Below are 18,733 nucleotides of genomic sequence, written 5' to 3'. Positions count from 1 at the left end.
GGCACAGCACACCCAGCCCCGCCGGCGATTGAGGCGCGCGGGGGCGAGGCGGAGCCCCGGTGCAACGGTCCGATTCACTGCGGGAAACCGGAGCCCGGGGCCGTCCTCAAACGCCGGACGGGCTGAAATGCCACAGCCCCACCGGCCTTCGAAACACCGGGCCCCGGGCAGAACCCCGACACAGCACACCCAGCCCCGCCGGCAATTGAGGCGCGCGGGCACGGGGCGGAGCCCCGGTGCAGCGGTCCGATTCGCTGGGGGAAACCGGGGGCCAGGGCCGTCCTCAAACGCCGGGCGGGCTGGGTTTGCCGCACCGGAACGGAGGACACGGGCCCGGGGGCGTACGCGGGCGTTGGGTTCGGGGGTGGGGTCAGGCCTCGCGGCAGAGGATGAGGAGGGCGCGGTCGTCGTTGACGTCCTTGGCGACTGCCTCGATGAGATGCCAGGCGGCCCCCTCGAATCCCGCCGTGACATAGCGGTCGGCCTCGCCGGTGAGCCGGTCCATACCTTCGCTGAGGTCCCGGTCCGGGGACTCGACCAGGCCGTCGGTGAAGAGCATCAGGACGTCGCCGGGGCGCAGCGAGCCCTTCACCGGGTCGAACTGGGCCCCGTCGTAGACGCCGAGGAGCGGTCCCTCCCCGCTCATCTCCTCCCAGCGGCCGGTGCCGGCGCTGAGCTGGAGGGCGGGGAGGTGCCCCGCCGAGAACAGCTCGTAGTCGCCGGACTCCAGGTCCAGTACGAGATGGATCGAGGTGGCGAAGCCCTCGTCCCAGTCCTGGCGGAGCAGATAGCCGTTGGCCGCGTGCAGAAAGCGGTGCGGCGGCAGGGAGCCGAGGAGTCCGCCGAACGCGCCCGACAGCAGCAGGGCGCGGGAGGCCGCGTCCATGCCCTTGCCGGAGACGTCGGTGAGGACGATCTCCAGGGTGCGGCCCCCGTTGGTACGGGCCGCGACCACGAAGTCGCCGGAGAACGACTGGCCGCCCGCCGGGCGCAGCGCCATCTCCCGGTGCCAGCCCGTGGGGAGGCGCGGCAGGGCGCTCTGGACCCGGATGCGTTCGCGCAGGTCGAAGAGCATGGTGCCGCCGCGCCGCCAGGGGACTCCGACACGGGCCCGGAACTGTGCGATGAGCAGTCCGAAGAATCCGGCGGCGGCGACCACGAGCACGGTGCCGGGGGTGACGGTGGCCGGGCCCTCGGTGTAGGGGCCGAGGACGGAGGTCTCCACGATGAGCCCGGCCGCGCACGCCGCGTACAGCCCGAGCAGGCTCGCGGGGCGCAGCAGCAGCGCGCCCGCCACGATCGGCAGGACGAGGGCGGCGGGCGAGATCCACTCGGGGATCTCGGTGGTGCCCCAGGTGAAGGCCGGGACGGTCAGCAGGAGACCGGCGAGGGCGAGTGTGTCGGAGCCGTCGCCCCGGAAGTAGTCGACGGCGGATTTGCGCAGCGCGACGCGCACCCGGTGCACCGCCTTCCGCAACCGGGCCCTCAACGAATCCACTCCGACACCATGAGCCATTGTCGTGTGACCTTATCGATCCATCGGCCATTCGTGCAGGGGACCCCTGTGACATTGTGTGGGAAATCGGGTGGCTCTGCCGCTGTGACGCTGGATAGTCATGGCATATGACAGCAGCTCTACGCGCGCTGAGTCCCGCCCCCGGAGGCTCTCGGCAGGGGGGAGCGGGGGGCCGGCGGACGTGTCCGCCCGCCCCCGGAGGTCAGAGCACTCCGCCCGCCTCGTCGTGGAACAGCTCCGGCCAGGGCCGCCAGTCGTCGGGCTCTCCGGTGGGACGGCAGGCGACCGGGTCGACGGAGGCGAGCGTCCGTTCCATGGCGTCGGCGAGCTGTTCGTACGCCTCCTCGGCGAAGCCGTGGTCCTGGTCGAGCGTCCGCTCCCGGTGGTGGGTCCAGAGGGTGAACGCCAGGGCGGACACATCCCCGTTCAGCGGGGTGAGCCGGTCCTCGCCGGGGAGGAGGAGATGGACCTCGCCCGTCCGCCCGTCGATCACGACCTCGTTGTCCTCGATCAGGAAGCCCAGGTGGAGCGGTCGTCCGGCGTCCACGGCCGTGCGTCCGGCTCCGGCGGACGGCTCCCGGTCCCCCGGGGCGGGGAGCAGCAGGTCGTCCGGGCCGGCGAGCCGGAACAGAGGGCTGTCGGCGGGGAGGCCCGGGCCGGTGAGGAAGCGCCGGGTCGGGCCGTGCTCCAGGGCGGCGGGCAGCCGCGCCGGATCGGCGCGGACCATGGCCCCGGCCCCGAACTCCGCCTCCAGCACCGCCGCGGGCAGATCCATCAGCAGGCCGCCGCCCGGTGCGGCGATCAGGGCCAGCGGCCGGATCAGCGCGGTGACGCGCCAGAACGCGGGCACCGGATCGTCCCACTGGGCGGCCTCCCCCGCCGGGCCCCACTCCCCCGCCCACTCCTCCTCCCCGACGGCGCGGAGGAACCGGGCCGAGGCGTCCGCCACCGCGTCGGGTCCGGCCGCCCCCCTGCGTACGCCCAGCTCCTCGGCGGCGGCGAGCAGCCGTGCCAGCGCGGCGAGCGACGGGGCGAGGGGGAGCAGCTCGGCGTCCTCCGGGTGCTCCTCGTACAGATAGAGGGTGAAGACCCGGCCCGTGACGCCGTCGAGCACCACCCGGTCCAGGTGCTCGTCCTCGTACCCGCCGCCGCCGTCCGGGCCGGGCGCTTCCGTGCCGGGATCCTCGTCGGCGGCGGTGAGCCGGCCGACGACCACCAGCCCCGCGATGTACGCGTCGAGGTCCGCCGGGTCCGCCTCCGCGTCCAGCAGCTCGGGCACCGTCACCGCGCGGGACGCGAGCAGCGGGTCGAAGCGCATCAGGCCGGGCCCGGCGGGGAGTCCCCGCTCCGTGAGCCGCTTCCGGGTGGCGTCGTGGACGATCGCCGGATGGAGCCGCGCCGCGGGCACGGTGACCAGGGCCCTCCCCCGGGGCGCCCCCGCCGCCGTGCCCGCCGTGCCCGCCGTGCCCGCCGCCGTACTCGCCGCCGTACCCGTCATGTCCGCCGTCCCCCCGTGGATGCCGTACGCCGTGCCCGGTCCAGGCCCTGCGGTCTCCACCGTAGAACCCGCCACTGACAACGGACGGCTCCGCCCGCCACCGCCGTATATGGATCGCCCTCAAGCCGTCGCCCCTGGTAGGGATGGCGTATGACGACTGAGCTGCGTGTGCTGAAACCCTCCGAGTGGGACAAGTGGTACGGCAATGTGGTCCTGGCCTTCGGCGGCGTCGCGGGCGCCCCCGAGCACACCGAGATGATGCGCACCATCACCCACTTCGACCGGCTCATCGGCGCCTGGGACGGCGCGGAGTGCGTGGGCACGGCCGGCTCGTTCCCCTTCCGGGTGAGCGTGCCGGGCGGGACGACGGCCCCGATGGCGGGCGTGTCCGGGGTCAGCGTGGCCGCGACCCACCGACGGCGCGGAATCCTCACCTCGATGATGCGCCGCCAGCTCGACGACATACGGGAGCGGGGCGAGCCGCTCGCCGTGCTCTGGGCGTCCGAGCCCGTGATCTACGGCCGGTTCGGCTACGGAATGGCGACCCGCCAGCTCAAGGCGAGCATCGACACCGGCCGGGTGAGCCTCGCCGTACCGGAGGGCACGGACGGGATCCGGCTGCGCAGGGCCAAGCCGGACGAGGCGCTCGCCGACCTGGAGGCGATCTACGCCCGGCAGCTCGCCGGCCGGCCCGGGATGATCGTCCGGCTGCCCGACTGGGACCGGCTCCAGATCCTCGACACCCCCGCCGACCAGGGCGGCGGATCGCCTCTGCAGTGCGTGCTCGCCGAGCGGGACGGGGAGGCCGTCGGCTACGCGCTCTACCGCCTCCACCCCTCGTGGGACGACAGCGGGGCGAACGGCACGGTCACGGTGCAGGACCTCCAGGCGGTCGGGGCCCCGGCGCACGCGGCGCTGGCGCGGTTCCTGTTCGGCATCGACCTCACCTCGACGGTCAATATGCCCAACCGGCCGGTGGACGACGGCTGGCAGCATCTCGTCTCGGACGTACGGCGCTGCTCGCTGCGGCAGTGGGACGGGCTCTACGTACGCCCGGTGGAGGTCGGCGCGGCGCTCGCGGCGCGGGGCTACCGCGCCCCGGTGGATGTGGTGCTCGACGTCGAGGACGCCTTCTGTCCCTGGAACGCCGGGCGCTGGCGGCTGAGCGCGGACGCCGAGGGGGCCGTCTGCGAGCGCACCTCGGACGCGGCCGATCTCGCGCTCTCCGTACGGGAGCTGGGCTCGGCGTATCTGGGCGGCGTCACGCTGCGGGAACTCGCCGACGCGGGGCGGGTACGGGAGATCGCGCCGGGCGCGCTGGCGCGGACGTCGCTCGCGTTCGGCGGCGAGGTCGCGCCCTGGGGGCCGCACAACTTCTAGCGGCGGGACGCGGCGGCCGGGCGGTCAGCGGTGCTGGCAGCCCGGGCACCAGAAGAGATTGCGGGCGGCGAGACCGGCCGTACGGATCTCGGAGCCGCAGACGAGACAGGGGAGACGGGCCCGGCGGTAGACGTAGACCTCGCCGCCGTGGTCGTCGACCCTCGGTTCGCGGCCCATCGCCTCGGGGGTGTGCTCCGGCCGGACGGTGTCGATGCGGTTGAGGCGTACGCCCTCGCGCATGAGCGCCGCCAGATCGGCCCAGATGGCGTCCCACTCGGCGCGGGTGACGTCCCTGCCCGCGCGGTACGGGTCGACGCCGTGCCGGAAGAGGACCTCCGCGCGGTAGACGTTGCCCACGCCCGCGATGACCTTCTGGTCCATGAGCAGGGCGGCGATCGTCGTACGGGAGCGGGAGATCCTGGTCCAGACGCGGTCGGGGTCGTCGCCCGCGCGCAGCGGGTCGGGGCCCAGGCGGTCGTGGACGGCGTCCTTCTCGGCGTCGGTGATCAGGGCGCAGGTGGTGGGGCCGCGGAGGTCGACGTACGCGTCGGCGCCCGCGAGGCGGAGGCGGACGGTGTCGGTGGGCGGGGGCGCGGGGGCGGGTCCGAAGTTCACCTTGCCGAAGAGGCCGAGGTGGATGTGGATCCAGCCGTGGGGGCCGAAGCCGAGGAAGAGGTGTTTGCCGTGGGCCTCGGCCTCGGTGAGGGGGTGGCCGTCGAGGAGGGCGGCGGAGGCGGAGAACTTGCCCTGCGGGCTGCTGACGCGGAGAGGGTGGGGGTGGGGGTGGGTGAGGAAGTGGGTGCGGTGGTCGGCGGCGAGGCGGTGGAGGGTGTGGCCTTCGGGCAAGGGTGGTCCTCGGGGCTGCGGGGGGGCTCTGTCGGGGGGCCGTCCCCGGGGGCGGCGCCTCAAACGCCGGCGGGGCTGGGTTTGCTGAGGTCGCCGGGGTCTCAGGTGCCCGGGGCGCGGGGGCGGTTCGGTTCCGGGCCCTTGTCGGGGCTCCGCCCCGAACCCCGCGCCTCAAACGCCGGCGAGGCTGAGATTGAACCCCCGCTCGGTGAAGAGGCGAGGCCGAGATTGCTCCCCGCTCGGTGAAGAGGCAAGGCTGAGATTGCTGCCCGCCCGGTGAAAAGGCGAGGCCGAGATCGCTCCCCGCCCGGTGAAGAGGCAAGGCTGAGATTGCTGCCCGCCCGGTGAAAAGGCGAGGCTGAGATTGCTCCCCGCCCGGTGAAAAGGCGAGGCCGAGATTGCTGCCCGTCCGAGGCTGAGATCGCGCCCCCGCCCGGCGAAAAGGCAAGGCTGAGATTGCTCCCTCACCCGGCGAAGAGGCAAGGCCGGTTTCGCTGTCCGTCCGAGGCTGGTGTCGCTCCGCACCCCGTCCGGCGGCGGAGGCGAGCTTGCTCCCGTCCCGGTGGGGAGTGGTGCTGGTCCTGCTCCGGCCCCAGCGGGTCAGGAGTCCTGCCGGACTCCACGCCCGGCCGCCCGGGCAGCAGCGGGGGCTGCCCGAGCGGTGGCGGGGCGGTCAGGGCTGGGGGTGGTGAGGGGGGATGGGGGGGAGGGCGCCGGTGGATTCGTAGGCGGTGAGCATTTCGATGCGGCGGGTGTGGCGCTCCTCGCCGGAGTACGGGGTGGCGAGGAAGATCTCCACGAACTTGGTGGACTCCTCGACCGAGTGCATACGGCCGCCGATGGCCACCACGTTGGCGTTGTTGTGCTCCCGGCCGAGCGCGGCCGTCTGCTCGCTCCACGCCAGCGCCGCGCGGACGCCCTTGACCTTGTTGGCGGCGATCTGCTCGCCGTTGCCCGAGCCGCCGATCACGATGCCGAGGCTCTGCGGGTCCGCCGCCGTCCGCTCGGCCGCGCGGAGGCAGAAGGGCGGGTAGTCGTCCTGGGCGTCGTAGATGTGAGGACCACAGTCGACGGGGTCGTGGCCTTGAGCCGTGAGCCACTCGACGAGGTGGTTCTTGAGTTCGTATCCGGCATGGTCGGAACCGAGGTACACGCGCATGCTCACGAGTGTGGCACGCGAGGAGCCGGGTAACCGTCAGCGGGGTCAGCACCTTCTCTGCCGATCATCCGGTTTCCCAACCTAAGGAATACCTCCATGACCTCGCAGAACACCCTCGCAGAGGACGGGGGGCGGCCCGGCGATCCCGGTGCTCCCCCGCCGGACGGCGGTCTGCGCCCCGGGCTCAAGAACCGCCATCTGTCGATGATCGCGATCGGCGGGGTGATCGGGGCAGGGCTCTTCGTGGGCTCCGCGACCGGGATCGCCGCGGCGGGCCCCGCCATTCTGCTCTCGTACGCCCTCGTCGGATCGATGGTCGTGCTCGTGATGCGGATGCTGGGCGAGATGGCCGCGGCCAATCCGGCCTCCGGCTCCTTCTCCGAGTACGCGGACCGGGCGCTGGGGCGCTGGGCCGGTTTCTCGATCGGCTGGCTCTACTGGTTCTTCTGGGTCGTGGTCCAGGCCGTGGAGGCGACCGCCGGGGCGGTGATCCTGGAGAGCTGGATCCCGGCGGTGCCGCAGTGGGCCTGGGCGCTGATCGTGATGGTGGTGCTGACCGCGACCAATCTGGCCTCGGTGGGCTCGTACGGCGAGTTCGAGTTCTGGTTCGCGGGCATCAAGGTGGCGGCGATCGGGCTGTTCGTCGTGGTCGGGCTGCTCGCGGTCTTCGGGCTGCTGCCCGGCTCGGACAATCCGGGCTCCGGGCTGCACCATCTGACGAGCGCGGGCGGATTCTTCCCCGAGGGGTACGGCGCGGTGCTCACCGGTGTGCTGCTGGTCGTCTTCTCCTTCATGGGCAGCGAGATCGTGACCCTGGCGGCGGGCGAGTCGGCCGATCCGCAGCGGGCGGTGGCCAAGGCGACCAACAGCGTGATCTGGCGGATCGCGGTCTTCTATCTCGGCTCGATCTTCGTGGTGCTGACCCTGCTGCCGTGGAACGACAAGTCGATCGCCGAGCACGGCTCGTACGTCGCCGCGCTCGACTCCATCGGCATCCCGCACGCCGGACAGATCATGAACGTGATCGTGCTGACCGCCGTGCTGTCCTGTCTGAACTCCGGTCTCTACACGGCCTCGCGGATGGCGTTCTCGCTGGGCAGGCGCGGGGACGCGCCCCGGTCCTTCGCCCGGACGGACAGCCGGGGAGTGCCCCGGGCCGCCATTCTCGCCTCGGTGCTCTTCGGCTTCATCGCGGTCTTCTTCAACTACCGCTGGCCCGACACCGTCTTCGCGTTCCTGATCAACTCCTCCGGCGCGGTCGCCCTCTTCGTCTGGCTGGTGATCTGCTGCACCCAGCTGCGGATGCGCGGGATCATCGAACGCGAGTCGCCGGAGCGGCTGGTGGTGCGCATGTGGCTCTTCCCCGGGCTGACCTGGGCCACCATAGGAATGATCCTCTTCATCATCGGCTACATGCTGTTCTCCGACGCCGGCCGTGAGCAGATGGTGCTGTCGCTGCTGGTCGCGGCGGTGGTGGTGGGGATAGCGGTGGGCCGTGAGCGCCCCTGGAGGCGCGGGGGCGGACGTCCGAGGGCGACACCGGCGGGGGACCGGACGGATACCTGACGGCATGTGTCAGGTTATGGAGGCACGCTCTGCCCCATGATCTTCCATGCCGAAAACACCTTCCGCCCCGGCGACCGGGGGTACGACGAGGAGCTGGCCGGATTCCAGACCGGCTTCACCCAGCGGCCCGATCTGGTGGTCGGCGCGAGCGGCCCGGCCGACGTCCGGCAGGCCGTGCGGTACGCGGCCGAGCGCGGCCTCCCGGTCTCGGCGCAGGCCACCGGGCACGGGCTGCCGGGCTCCTCCGAGGGCGGGGTCCTGATCACCACCCGCCGGATGAACGAGGTCCGGATCGACCCCGGGTCCCGTACCGCGCGGATCGGGGCCGGGGCGACCTGGGGGCGGGTGATCGAGGCCGCCGCCCCGCACGGACTCGCCCCGCTCAGCGGCTCGTTCCCCGGGGTCGGCGCGGTCTCCTACACCCTGGGCGGCGGTCTCGGGCTGATGGCCCGGCGGTTCGGGTACGCGGCCGATCATGTGCGGGCGCTGGAGGTGGTCACCGCCGACGGCGGTGAGCGCCGGGTGACGGCGGCCGACGGGGAGCTGTACTGGGCGCTGCTCGGCGGCGGGGCCGGCCTCGGGGTCGTCACGGCGATCGAGACCGGTCTGATGCCGGTGAGCCGGCTGTACGGCGGCTCGCTGCTCTTCGGGGACGAGCTGGTCGAGGAGGTCGCCGGCGCCTGGCTGGAGTGGACCGGGACCGTGCCCGACGAGCTGACGTCGGTGCTGGCGGTGCTGGCCCATCCGGATCTGCCGATGGTCCCGGCGTCGCTGCGCGGGCGGTACACGGCGTCGGTCCGGGTCGCGTACACCGGTTCGGCGGCCGAGGGCGAGCGGCTCGTCGCTCCGCTGCGGGCGCTCGGGCCCGCGCTGGAGGACTCGCTGCGGGAGCTGCCGTACACCGAGAGCGGGTCGATCCACGCGGAGCCGGAGCAGCCGCATCCGTACCGCGGCGACAGCGCGATGACGAGCGGGCTGGACCCGGACGCGCTGCGGCGGGTGCTGCGGGCGACGGGGCCGGGGCAGCCGGTGTGGACGGTGACGCAGATCAGCCATCTGGGCGGGGCGCTGTCGACGCCCCGGCCGAACGCGGTGCCGTACCGCGACGCCGCGTATCTGGTGCGGATGCTGTCGATGATCACCCCGGGGACGGACGTCCCGGCGATCCGCGCGCTCCACGACGGGGTGGGGAGGGGGCTGGGGAGCGCCGTGCTGGGGCGGTCGCTGAACTTCGCCTTCGGGGCCGGGGACCGCACGGACGGGCTGTACGGCCCCGCCGGGGCGCGGGAGCGGCTGGCGCGGGTGAAGCGGGCGTACGACCCGGGGAACCTCTTCCGGCGGGGGTACGGATTCGGCGGCTGACGTCATGGCGACGGCCCCGGGTCCGCGTCCTGCGGCGGACGGGCCCGGGGCCGTGGCGGTGCGGTGCGGAGGAGCTGGGGCGCGCCGCGCGGTGCGGCCGTGCGGTCAGTCGCGGCGGCCGATCAGCTTCCAGGCCGTGGGCAGCAGACCCATCGCCAGCGCCGCCTTGAGCGCGTCGCCGATCAGGAACGGGGTCAGCCCGGCCGCGACCGCCTGGGACAGCGTCATCCCGGTGGCCAGGGCGAGATACGGCACGCCGATCGCGTACACGATCGCGGAGCCGGCGAGCATCGCGCCCGCCATGCGCGGGACGGAGCGGTCCGCGCCGCGCCGGGCCAGCGCGCCGACGACGGTCGAGGCGAGCAGCATGCCGAGGATGTAGCCGAAGGACGGTATGGACCAGCCGGACTGGCCCTCCGCGAACCAGGGCATGCCCGCCATGCCGGCGATCGCGTAGAGCGCGAGCGAGAGGAAGCCGCGGCGGGCCCCGAGGGCGGTGCCCACGAGCAGCGCGGCGAAGGTCTGCCCGGAGACGGGGACCGGGGAGCCGGGGATCGGCAGCGCTATCTGGGCCGCGAGGCCGGTGAGGGCCGCGCCGCCGACGACGAGCGCGATCTCCCGGGTGCGGGAGGCGGGGAGCAGGTCCGCGAGGACCGCGCCCGGACGGGAGGTGGCAGTGGCAGTGCTCATCGGAACTCCGCGGAGGCGAGGGCGGGCGGGGAGGGGTGCGGGGGGTACGGGAAAGCACTTTGACCGTAGCCCACGGGGATTCCCGGGATCACCGTCAAGCGCCGACAAAGGGCGGTGTGCGGCCTTCATGGAGATCGCACAAACGGCGCGGATCATGCGGCCCGGCGCGTGATGCTCGTCACTGGTGGGGGCGGAATGGCCGAAGGGCGGGGCGGGGAGGGGCTGTAGGGTTCTGCCAAAGCCGGGAATATGCGTAGGCTGCCAGCACTCTGTATGCAAATGTGCGTTTCATGTGAGGCTCGTGACCGTTCGGTGGACATCCGTTGCCCTGTGATCGGCGCGCATGCTCAGTTTGAGCTTCGCTCTCCGTCAGCTACTGAATCAGGACACCCCCATGTCCAAGACCTCGGCGTCTCAGACCTCCGCCCGACCGCAGGACCGGCCGCCCGCCGACGGTGATCCCGGGAACCAGGGCCTCGGCCACGGCCTGAAACAGCGCCATCTGTCGATGATCGCCCTGGGCGGCGTCATCGGCGCGGGGCTGTTCGTCGGATCCGGCGCGGGCATCGCCCAGGCGGGTCCGTCGATCATCGTCGCGTACGCGCTCTCCGGGCTGCTCGTCATGCTGGTGATGCGGATGCTGGGCGAGATGTCGGCGGCCAACCCCGCGTCGGGCACCTTCTCCGTCCACGCCGAACGGGCCATCGGGCCCTGGGCCGGCTTCGCCTCCGGCTGGATCTACTGGTTCCTGCTCTGCGTGGTCGTCGGACTGGAGGGCATCGGCGCGGCGAAGATCATGGTCGGCTGGCTGCCGGGCACTCCCGAGTGGGCCTGGGTCGCGCTCTTCACGGTGGCGTTCTGCCTCGCGAACCTCGCCGCGGTGAAGAACTTCGGCGAGTTCGAGTTCTGGTTCGCCGCGCTCAAGGTCGGCGCGATCGTGCTCTTCCTCGGGATCGGCGTCCTCGCGATCGCCGGGCTGCTCCCGGGCGGCGGGGACGCGCCCGGGACCTCGAACCTCACCGGCGAGGGCGGATTCCTGCCCAACGGCACCGAGGGGCTGGTGTTCGGCCTGCTGGCGTCGGTCTTCGCGTACGGCGGCCTGGAGACGGTGACCATCGCGGCGGCCGAGTCCGAGCACCCGGTGAAGGGCGTCGCCCGGGCCGTGCGCACCGCCATGTGGCGGATCGCGATCTTCTACGTCGGATCCATGGCGGTCGTCGTGACGCTGGTGCCCTGGGACCACCCGAAGGTGGTGGAGCAGGGGCCGTACGTCGCCACCCTCGACCATCTGGGGATCCCGGCGGCCGGGCAGATCATGAACGTCGTCATCCTGATCGCGCTGCTGTCCGCGATGAACGCCAACATCTACGCGGCCTCGCGCATGTCGTGCTCGCTGGTCGGGCGCGGGCAGGGCCCGAAGGCGCTGGGGCGCACCCGCAACGGGGTGCCGAGGGCGGCGGTCGTGGTGTCGTCGGGGTTCGGCTTCCTGTGCGTGCTGCTCAGCTACTGGCGGCCGGACGACGTCTTCATGTGGCTGCTGAACATGATCGGCGCGATCATCCTGGTGGTCTGGTTCTTCATCGCGGTCTCCCAGCTGATCCTGCGGCGGCGCACGGAGCGCGAGGACCCGGCGCGGCTCGTGGTCAAGATGTGGTGGTACCCCGGGCTGACCTGGGTCGCGCTCGCCGGGATGGTGACGGTGTTCGCGCTGATGGCACGGGAGGACGAGACCCGGACGCAGCTGTACTACACGGGGCTGCTGACGCTGGTCCTGGTGGCGGTGGGCGTCATCCGTCAGCGGATCGCGGCCCGGCGGGACGGCGACGGCGGGGCGGCGCGGGGCTCTTCCTCCGGATCCCGCTGACCGTCCGGCCGGCGGCGGGAGGCCCCGCCGCCGGGCGGACCGTCAGCGGTCCGTGGGGAGATTGAGCCCCAGCAGCGACGCGGTGTCCCCCGAGAGACAGAGTTCGGTGAGAGCCGCGTTGCGGAGCCGGGGGAAGACCCGGCGGTAGTCGCCGAGAGGGATGCCGAGCAGCTCGCACAGGACCAGCCGGAGCAGGGTGTTGTGGGCGACCACCAGCACCCGTTCGCCCTCGTGGGCGCGGGCGGCGCGGCGCAGCGCGTCCGCCCCCCGCATGGCGGCCGACCTCGGGTCCTCCGCCTCTGGGAAGGGGTGGGCGACGGGGTCGTCGGCGAAGTCCAGGGCGGCCTCGGGGTGCTCCAGGCCGAACTCGGTCAGGGTGCGCCCCTCCACCACGCCGAAGTCGCACTCGCGCAGCTCGGGGTCGCGGTGCGGGGTCAGCCCGAGCGCCGCGCAGGCGGGGGCGGCCGTCTCGATCGCGCGGGAGAGCGTGGAGGTCCGGATCGCGTCCACCGGGTGCCGGGCCGCCCACTCCCCCAGCTGCCGGGCCTGGCGGCGGCCCTCGTCGGTGAGCGCCACATCGCTCACCCCGGCGTAGCGGTTCTCCGCGTGCCAGACGGTCTGGCCGTGACGGGCCAGCAGAAGTGTCGTGCTCATCGTTGCCTCTCGGTGCGGGTGTACGCGTGCGACGCGACCTCCGGCGGAAGCCAGCCGCGCCGTTCCAGTTCGCCGACGAGTGTCAGATACGGGCCGGTGAAGCGCTGGGAGCCGGCCGGGCGGACCGTCCGGCTCAGTCGCACCATCCGCTCGGCGACCCCGGCGAGGGCAGGGGCCGCGCCCGCCCCGTACGCCGCCAGGACCGCCATGCCGAGGGCGGGTTCGCCGGAGACGGGGATCCGCACCGGGCGGCCCAGGATCTCCGCGCGCAGCCGGGTCCAGTAGTCGCTGCGGACCGCTCCGCCGGTGAAGGCGAGCGGGCCGTCCACGGGCGCGCCCAGGAAGTCCAGATAGTCCAGGCAGAGCCGTTCGGTCAGGGCCACCCCCTGGAGGAGCGCCGCCCAGTGGTCGGCGTCGGAGACGGGCGTCCCGAGCAGGAAGGCGGTGGCGTCGGGGGCCCGGAAGGGGAAGCGCTCGCCGCGCGCGCCCAGCGGATAGGCGATCGCGCCGGCCGGCTCGTGGGCGCGGGCCAGTGCGTCGAGCGCGGCCGGGTCGGCGTCCGGGAAGGCGGCGCGCAGGGCTCCGCCGCCCACGTTGGACGCGCCGCCGGGCAGCCAGCCGCCGTCCGGGGAGCGGTGGCTGTAGACCACGCCCGCGGGGTCGCGCAGGGGTTCGGCGGTGACTCCCTTGAGGACGAGGGTGGTGCCCAGGACCGAGTTCCAGGAGCCGACGGCGAGCGATCCGGAGGCGATCTGCGCGGCGCAGCCGTCGGTCATCCCGGCCACGATCGCGGTGCCCGCGGCCAGGCCGGTGGCCGCCTCGGCCTCCCGGCTCACCTCGCCGATCCGGACGCCGGGGCGCACCACCTCGGGCAGGCCCGGCTGCCCGGGGTCGTCGAAGGCCTCGCGTTCGGGGTCGTAGCCGGTCTTGAGGGCGTGGCTGGAGTCGGTGGGCAGCCGGCGGCCCGCGAGCCGGGCCGTGATCAGATCGGCCTGATGGGTGATGTGCCCGGGGCCGTGGGCGTCGAGGAGGAGGCGGGCCCGGCCGAGGCCGCGGCCGGGGGCGCGGCCGTCGTCGTACATCACGGCCGGGGTGAGGGCCCGGCCGCGGTCGTCGGTGAGCAGCACGGTGCCGGAGGTGGAGCAGACGGCGAGCGCGCGGGGGCGGTGGCCGCCGCGCAGGGCTCCGCGGACGGCGGCGGTGACGGCCGTCCACCAGTCGGCGGGGAGCTGTTCGTGGAGCGGTCCCTCCCGGCGGCCGGTCAGCGGCGCGGAGCCGCTGCCGAGGATCTCCCCGTCGTCCGCGGCGAGAACGGCGCGGACGCTCTGGGTGCCCAGGTCGATGCCCATCCACATACCGGCTCCTGTCGGTCGCACGTCCCGGCCTCTCCTGAGAAGTTCTCATCTTCCGCCGGGAGAAACCCGTGCGCGGAGGATTGACGGCCCCGGGTCCTTCTCCCAAGCTCTGTTGCCATGCGAGGACCCGCGGTCCGGCACCGGGCGATCACCGCCCCCGCGCACACGCGTGACGGAGCCCGTGCCGTCGCGCGCGGCATCCGCCCGACGGCGGCCGGCGGCGGCTACGATCCGCTGCACTCCTCCTTCCCCGGGGGCCGGGCCGGGCGGGCCCTCCGGGCCCCGGCGTCGGCGGAGCCCGCAGGGTTCGCGTACCACCAGGAGCAGCACATCGTGTCCGTGAGGCGCGCCGGATCCGACCCGGCGGACCGCTCGGCGCCGCCGCCCTGCCCGGGCGGGGCGATACGCGCCCTCGCGGAGCACCACGTCCCCCCTCAGGTCTGCGCGGCGGCCGGTCCGTAGCCCCGTACCGCCCGCAGGCCGGGCCCACGACCACGCGGAGGAACCGAATGAAAGTCCTGGCCGCCGGAGACCACTTCGTCCGCAATGATCTGATCGCCGAGGCGCTCCGCCGGCACCTCGGCGACACCTCGTACGAACTGGCCGAACTGACCCTGCCCTGGCCGCTGGAGCCCTTCGGTCCGGTCGCGGAGGTGACGGAGGCGAGCGACGCCGAGGACGAGCTGATCAAGGCGCTGGACGGGGTGGAGGTCTGTATCACCCAGATGGCCCCCTTCACGGAACGGGTGCTGGCCGCCGCGCCCTCGCTGAGGATGATCGCGGTCTGCCGGGGCGGCCCGGTGAACGTCAACGCGGCGGCGGCCGCGGAGCGCGGGGTGCGGGTCTGTTTCGCGCCGGGGCGCAACGCGGCGTCCACGGCGGAGTTCACCGTCGGACTGATGCTCGGCGCGCTGCGCCGGATCCCGCAGGCGCACCAGTCGCTGGCGCTGGAGGGCGACTGGGACGGTTCGTACTACACGTACGAGCACAGCGGGCTGGAGCTGGAGGACACGCCCGTCGGGCTGGTCGGGTACGGCGCGGTGGGCAGCCGGGTGGCCCGGGTGCTGAGCGCGTTCGGGGCCGAGGTGGAGGTGTACGACCCGTATGTGCGCGGCGATGTGCACGGGATGCGGGCGCGCTCGCTGGAGGCGCTGCTCTCCCGGTCGCGGGTGCTGACCCTGCACGCCCGGCTGACGCCGGAGACGCGCGGGATGATCGGCGCGCGGGAGCTGGCGCTGCTGCCGCGCGGCGCGGTGCTGGTGAACGCGGCGCGCGGCGGGCTGCTGGACACGGAGGCGCTGTGCGACGCGCTGGACGACGGGCGGCTGGCCGCGGCGGCGCTGGACACCTATGAGGAGGAGCCGCTGCGGGCGGGCGCCCGGCTGCTGTCCACGCCGAATGTGGTGCTGACGCCGCATGTGGCGGGCGCGAGCCGGGCGGTGGCGCGCAAGGCGGCGGAGATCGCGGCGGCGGAGGCGGGCCGTTACGCCCGGGGCGCGCCGCTCGCCCACACCCTGACCTGACCCGGGCTCCCGCGCGCGCGGGGCAGTGAGGAGTGCTGATCTTGGCGACATACATCGGGATCGACGCGGGCACGTCGATGGTCAAGGCCGCCGCCTTCGACGAGCGGGGGCGGACGCTGCGCGTGGAGTCGCGGCCGGTCTCCCTCGCCCTCCACGGCGGGCGCGCCGAGCAGGACATGGACGAGGTGTTCGGCGCGGTGTCCGAGGTGCTCGCGGCGGTGGCGGGCGCGGTCGGCGGGCCGGTGGAGCTGATCGGGCTCACCGGGCAGGGCGACGGCGTCTGGCTGGTGGACGAGGAGGGTCTGCCGGTGCGCGCCGCGATCTCCTGGATGGACGGCCGGGCGCACGAGCTGGTCGACGCCTGGCAGTCGGCGGGGGTGGTGGAGTCGGTGTTCCGGCGCACGGGGAGCGCGATGTTCCCCGGCTGTCCGGGGCCGGTGCTGGCCTGGCTGGAGCGGCACGAGCCGGCCGCCCTGGACGCGGCGGCGGCCGCGGTCTACTGCAAGGACATGGTGTTCCAGCGGCTGACGGGCGTCCGGGCGACGGATGTGTCGGACGCGTCGATGCCCTTCCTCGATCCCCGGGAGCGGGGGTACGCGGACGAGGTGCTGGACTCCCTCGGGCTCGGGGCGCGGCGGGGGCTGCTGCCGGAGATCAGCGACCCGATCGCGGTCGGGAAGGTGCGGGGGGCGGCCGCGGACGGGGTGCGGATCGCGAACGGGCCGTACGATCTGCCGGCCTGCGCGCTGGGCGCGGGCGTGACCGCGCCCGGCGACGGGCTGCTGATCGTCGGCACCTGTCTCGCGGCGCTGGTCGCCGTGGACCGGCTCGATCTGGACGGCGAGCCGGCCGGGCTGCACATCTCGACGGACCGGGCCGGGCACTGGCTGCGGGCGATGCCCGCGATGGTGGGCACGGCGGCGCTGGACTGGGTGCTGGAGACCACGGGGGTGCCGCGCACGGAGGTGGACGCCCTGCTGGACGCCACCCCGCCCGGGGCGCACGGGGTGCGGGTGCTGCCCTATTTCGCGCCCTCCGGGGAGCGCGCGCCGTTCGTGGAGCCCCGGCTGCGCGCCGAGCTGACCGGGGTGTCCCTGGAGTCGACCCGGGCGGATCTGATCCGCGCGGTCTGCGAGGGCATCGGCTTCGCGGCCCGGCACTGTCTGGAGGCGGCCGGGCTGACGGGCACGCTCGCGATCTGCGGCGGAGGCTCCCGGTCCCCGGCGTGGACCCGGCTCTTCGCGGATGTGCTGGGCAGGCCGCTGCGGATCGTGGAGGGGGAGGTGGGGGCCCGGGGGGCGGTGCTGGCGGCCGCGGAGCGCTACGGGGTCGGGCTGGACGCCGCCGGGTGGACGGCCCCCGCGGCGGTGGTGGAGCCCGATCCGGCGCGCGCGGAGTTCTACGCCGGGGCCTACGCCGACCACCTTCACCGCCTCGCCTCGGCCCGCGCCCGGGCCCGGGCGGTCTGAACCGCCCCCGCCGCGCATCGCCCGGGGCCGCCCGGGGCCGCGGCGAGCGGTCCCGCATTACGCCGCCGTATTCCGGCGACCGCCGGAAGATCGCGGAAGGGCGGAACTCGGCGCGCCTTTCGCGGGCGTTCCGATCACCGGATCGCCGTCTTCCCGGATATCGCGGATCGCCGGGGAAGAGGGCTGACGCGCGAGTCCTAGGACCAATGCCTGATCACTCGCCAACCCCTCCTGCTGCTAACGTGCACTTGCAGAAGATGTGCAATAAGCAGTCGGAGGGACCGGACAACAATGGCCATCTATACGCTTCCTGATCTGCCGTACGACTACGCCGAGCTCGAACCGGTCATCAATCCGCAGATCATCGAGCTGCACCACGACAAGCACCACGCCGCTTACGTCAAGGGCGCGAACGACACGCTGGAGCAGCTCGCGGAGGCCCGCGACAAGGACCAGTGGGGCGCGATCAACGGCCTGGAGAAGAACCTCGCGTTCCATCTCTCCGGCCACATCCTCCACAGCATTTACTGGCACAACATGACCGGCGACGGCGGCGGCGAGCCGCTGGACAAGGACGGCGTCGGCGAGCTGGCGGACGCCATCGCCGAGTCGTTCGGCTCCTTCGCCAAGTTCAAGGCCCAGCTGACCAAGGCGTCGGCGACGACGCAGGGCTCGGGCTGGGGCGTTCTGGCGTACGAGCCGGTCAGCCGTCGGCTGATCGTGGAGCAGGTCTACGACCACCAGGGCAATGTCGGCCAGGGCTCGGTGCCCATTCTGGTCTTCGACGCCTGGGAGCACGCTTTCTACCTTCAGTACAAGAACCAGAAGGTGGACTTCATCGACGCCATGTGGCAGGTCGTGAACTGGCAGGACGTGGCCAAGCGCTACGCCGAGGCCAAGGAGCGCACCCCGCTCATCGCTCCGTGACGCATCGGGCGTCCCCCTCGTCCTGCTCGTGATCGTCTTCTCAACCTTCACGTGCGGGCGGATGGAAGGAGGAACCCCCGCGAGGACAGGACTCGCGGGGGTTCTTCCCGTACCGGGCCGGGGCGGTCTCCCGCCGCCGGCCCGGGGCCGGGAGCCGGCCGGGGACGCCCCTCGGGCGAAGAGGCGTCACCCGGGTCCGGTCAGAGGTTGGAGAAGTCGGGGTCCGCCGTGCGGGTGCGCTTGATCTCGAAGAACCCGGGGACCGACGCCACCAGCAGCGTCCCGTCCCACAGCTTCGCGGCCTCCTCGCCCTGCGGGGTCGGCGTCACCACCGGCCCGAAGAAGGCGATCTGCCCGCCGTCCGCGCCCGGCACCGCGATGACCGGCGTGCCGACCTCCTGGCCGACCTTGTCGATGCCCTCCTTGTGGGAGGCCCGCAGCTCGGTGTCGTAGCTGTCCTTGTCGAGATACTCGACCAGCGACTCGGGCAGTCCCGCCTCGGCGAGCGCGGCCGAGACGATCTCCCTGACGTTCTCCGGGGTCAGACCCTCGCCCCGGTTGTGGATGCGGGTGCCCAGCGCGGTGTAGAACGGGCCGAGGACCTCGCCGCCGTGCAGCTGCTCGGCCGCGACGGCGACCCGGACCGGGCCCCACGACTGGCGCAGCCCCTCGCGGTACTGCTCCGGAACCTGGTCCATCTTGTCCTCATTGAGCACCGCGAGGCTCATCACGTGCCAGCGGACCTCGATGTCACGGACCTTCTCGACCTCCAGCACCCAGCGGGACGTCATCCAGGCCCAGGGGCAGAGCGGGTCGAACCAGAAGTCCACCGGGGTCTTGCCGTTGTCGGACATGTCTCTCCTCATGGGGAACAGCGACAGAGTGTGGCCTACGCCTCACCAGGACAACGCCACCGGCCCGCAT

At 73.2% G+C, this 18,733-nt stretch carries 16 protein-coding genes; 8 read left to right on the top strand and 8 right to left on the bottom strand.

Features of this window, described 5'->3' with window-relative positions:
• Positions 1-370: 370 nt before the first annotated feature.
• Together ACF089_RS09510 and ACF089_RS09505 are read right to left on the bottom strand one after the other, a co-directional pair.
• Entirely contained in the window at positions 371-1,516 is a 1,146-nt protein-coding gene (locus ACF089_RS09510) for a PP2C family protein-serine/threonine phosphatase (RefSeq protein ID WP_392024104.1), read from the bottom strand.
• Between the two features lie 202 nt (positions 1,517-1,718).
• A complete protein-coding gene (locus tag ACF089_RS09505) occupies positions 1,719-3,014 on the bottom strand; it encodes an SUKH-4 family immunity protein (RefSeq protein WP_392024102.1) in 1,296 nt (431 codons plus the stop codon).
• Between the two features lie 150 nt (positions 3,015-3,164).
• Between ACF089_RS09505 and ACF089_RS09500 the strand changes: the two genes are divergently transcribed.
• Positions 3,165-4,394 carry a GNAT family N-acetyltransferase gene (locus ACF089_RS09500; RefSeq protein WP_392024100.1) on the top strand — a complete coding sequence of 410 codons (1,230 nt, stop codon included), beginning with the start codon at positions 3,165-3,167 and terminating at the stop codon, positions 4,392-4,394.
• 24 nt (positions 4,395-4,418) lie between these two features.
• Here the strand turns inward: ACF089_RS09500 and ACF089_RS09495 are convergent, their stop codons facing one another.
• Positions 4,419-5,240 carry an Fpg/Nei family DNA glycosylase gene (locus tag ACF089_RS09495; RefSeq protein ID WP_392024097.1) on the bottom strand — a complete coding sequence of 274 codons (822 nt, stop codon included), beginning with the start codon at positions 5,238-5,240 and terminating at the stop codon, positions 4,419-4,421.
• A gap of 673 nt (positions 5,241-5,913) precedes the next feature.
• Positions 5,914-6,399 (bottom strand): ribose-5-phosphate isomerase, encoded by a 486-nt coding sequence (locus ACF089_RS09490; RefSeq protein WP_392024096.1) that lies wholly within the window; start codon positions 6,397-6,399, stop codon positions 5,914-5,916.
• A gap of 96 nt (positions 6,400-6,495) precedes the next feature.
• Here ACF089_RS09490 and ACF089_RS09485 point away from each other — a divergent pair, with 96 nt between their 5' ends.
• Both ACF089_RS09485 and ACF089_RS09480 read left to right on the top strand, forming a co-directional pair.
• Positions 6,496-7,965 (top strand): amino acid permease, encoded by a 1,470-nt coding sequence (locus ACF089_RS09485; protein ID WP_392024094.1) that lies wholly within the window; start codon positions 6,496-6,498, stop codon positions 7,963-7,965.
• 36 nt (positions 7,966-8,001) lie between these two features.
• Entirely contained in the window at positions 8,002-9,327 is a 1,326-nt protein-coding gene (locus tag ACF089_RS09480; protein WP_392024092.1) for an FAD-binding oxidoreductase, read from the top strand.
• 105 nt (positions 9,328-9,432) lie between these two features.
• Here ACF089_RS09480 and ACF089_RS09475 read toward each other — a convergent pair whose 3' ends face one another.
• The gene (locus tag ACF089_RS09475; protein WP_392024091.1) at positions 9,433-10,017 is read right to left on the bottom strand and encodes a biotin transporter BioY; all 585 of its coding nucleotides are present in this window, start codon (positions 10,015-10,017) and stop codon (positions 9,433-9,435) included.
• Positions 10,018-10,411: 394 nt separating this feature from the next.
• Between ACF089_RS09475 and ACF089_RS09470 the strand changes: the two genes are divergently transcribed.
• Positions 10,412-11,881 (top strand): amino acid permease, encoded by a 1,470-nt coding sequence (locus ACF089_RS09470; RefSeq protein ID WP_392024089.1) that lies wholly within the window; start codon positions 10,412-10,414, stop codon positions 11,879-11,881.
• A 42-nt stretch (positions 11,882-11,923) separates the two neighbouring features.
• Here the strand turns inward: ACF089_RS09470 and ACF089_RS09465 are convergent, their stop codons facing one another.
• Together ACF089_RS09465 and ACF089_RS09460 are read right to left on the bottom strand one after the other, a co-directional pair.
• Entirely contained in the window at positions 11,924-12,535 is a 612-nt protein-coding gene (locus ACF089_RS09465) for a histidine phosphatase family protein (protein WP_392024086.1), read from the bottom strand.
• The gene (locus tag ACF089_RS09460; protein ID WP_392024768.1) at positions 12,532-13,890 is read right to left on the bottom strand and encodes an FGGY-family carbohydrate kinase; all 1,359 of its coding nucleotides are present in this window, start codon (positions 13,888-13,890) and stop codon (positions 12,532-12,534) included. Before ACF089_RS09460 ends, ACF089_RS09465 begins: the two co-directional genes overlap by 4 nt.
• Positions 13,891-14,007: 117 nt before the next feature.
• Between ACF089_RS09460 and ACF089_RS09455 the strand changes: the two genes are divergently transcribed.
• The 4 genes from ACF089_RS09455 to ACF089_RS09440 all read left to right on the top strand — a co-directional run bounded on the left by ACF089_RS09455 (position 14,008) and on the right by ACF089_RS09440 (position 17,809).
• Positions 14,008-14,352, top strand: coding sequence for a hypothetical protein (locus ACF089_RS09455; RefSeq protein WP_392024083.1), 345 nt, complete (start codon positions 14,008-14,010; stop codon positions 14,350-14,352).
• Positions 14,353-14,399: 47 nt separating this feature from the next.
• Positions 14,400-15,413: a 2-hydroxyacid dehydrogenase gene (locus ACF089_RS09450; RefSeq protein WP_392024080.1), complete on the top strand. Its 1,014-nt coding sequence runs from the start codon at positions 14,400-14,402 to the stop codon at positions 15,411-15,413.
• A 41-nt stretch (positions 15,414-15,454) separates the two neighbouring features.
• Positions 15,455-16,882, top strand: coding sequence for an FGGY family carbohydrate kinase (locus tag ACF089_RS09445; RefSeq protein WP_392024077.1), 1,428 nt, complete (start codon positions 15,455-15,457; stop codon positions 16,880-16,882).
• A gap of 291 nt (positions 16,883-17,173) precedes the next feature.
• A complete protein-coding gene (locus ACF089_RS09440) occupies positions 17,174-17,809 on the top strand; it encodes a superoxide dismutase (RefSeq protein WP_344473550.1) in 636 nt (211 codons plus the stop codon).
• A 200-nt stretch (positions 17,810-18,009) separates the two neighbouring features.
• Here the strand turns inward: ACF089_RS09440 and ACF089_RS09435 are convergent, their stop codons facing one another.
• On the bottom strand, positions 18,010-18,663 hold the full coding sequence (locus ACF089_RS09435; protein WP_392024074.1) for a DsbA family protein: 654 nt from the start codon (positions 18,661-18,663) through the stop codon (positions 18,010-18,012).
• Between the last annotated feature and the right edge of the window lie 70 nt (positions 18,664-18,733).

Source organism: Streptomyces sp. NPDC014894, from assembly GCF_043080985.1.
In the GTDB taxonomy this organism is placed as follows: Bacteria; Actinomycetota; Actinomycetes; order Streptomycetales; family Streptomycetaceae; genus Streptomyces.
This window is presented reverse-complemented; position numbering and strand designations above follow the sequence as displayed.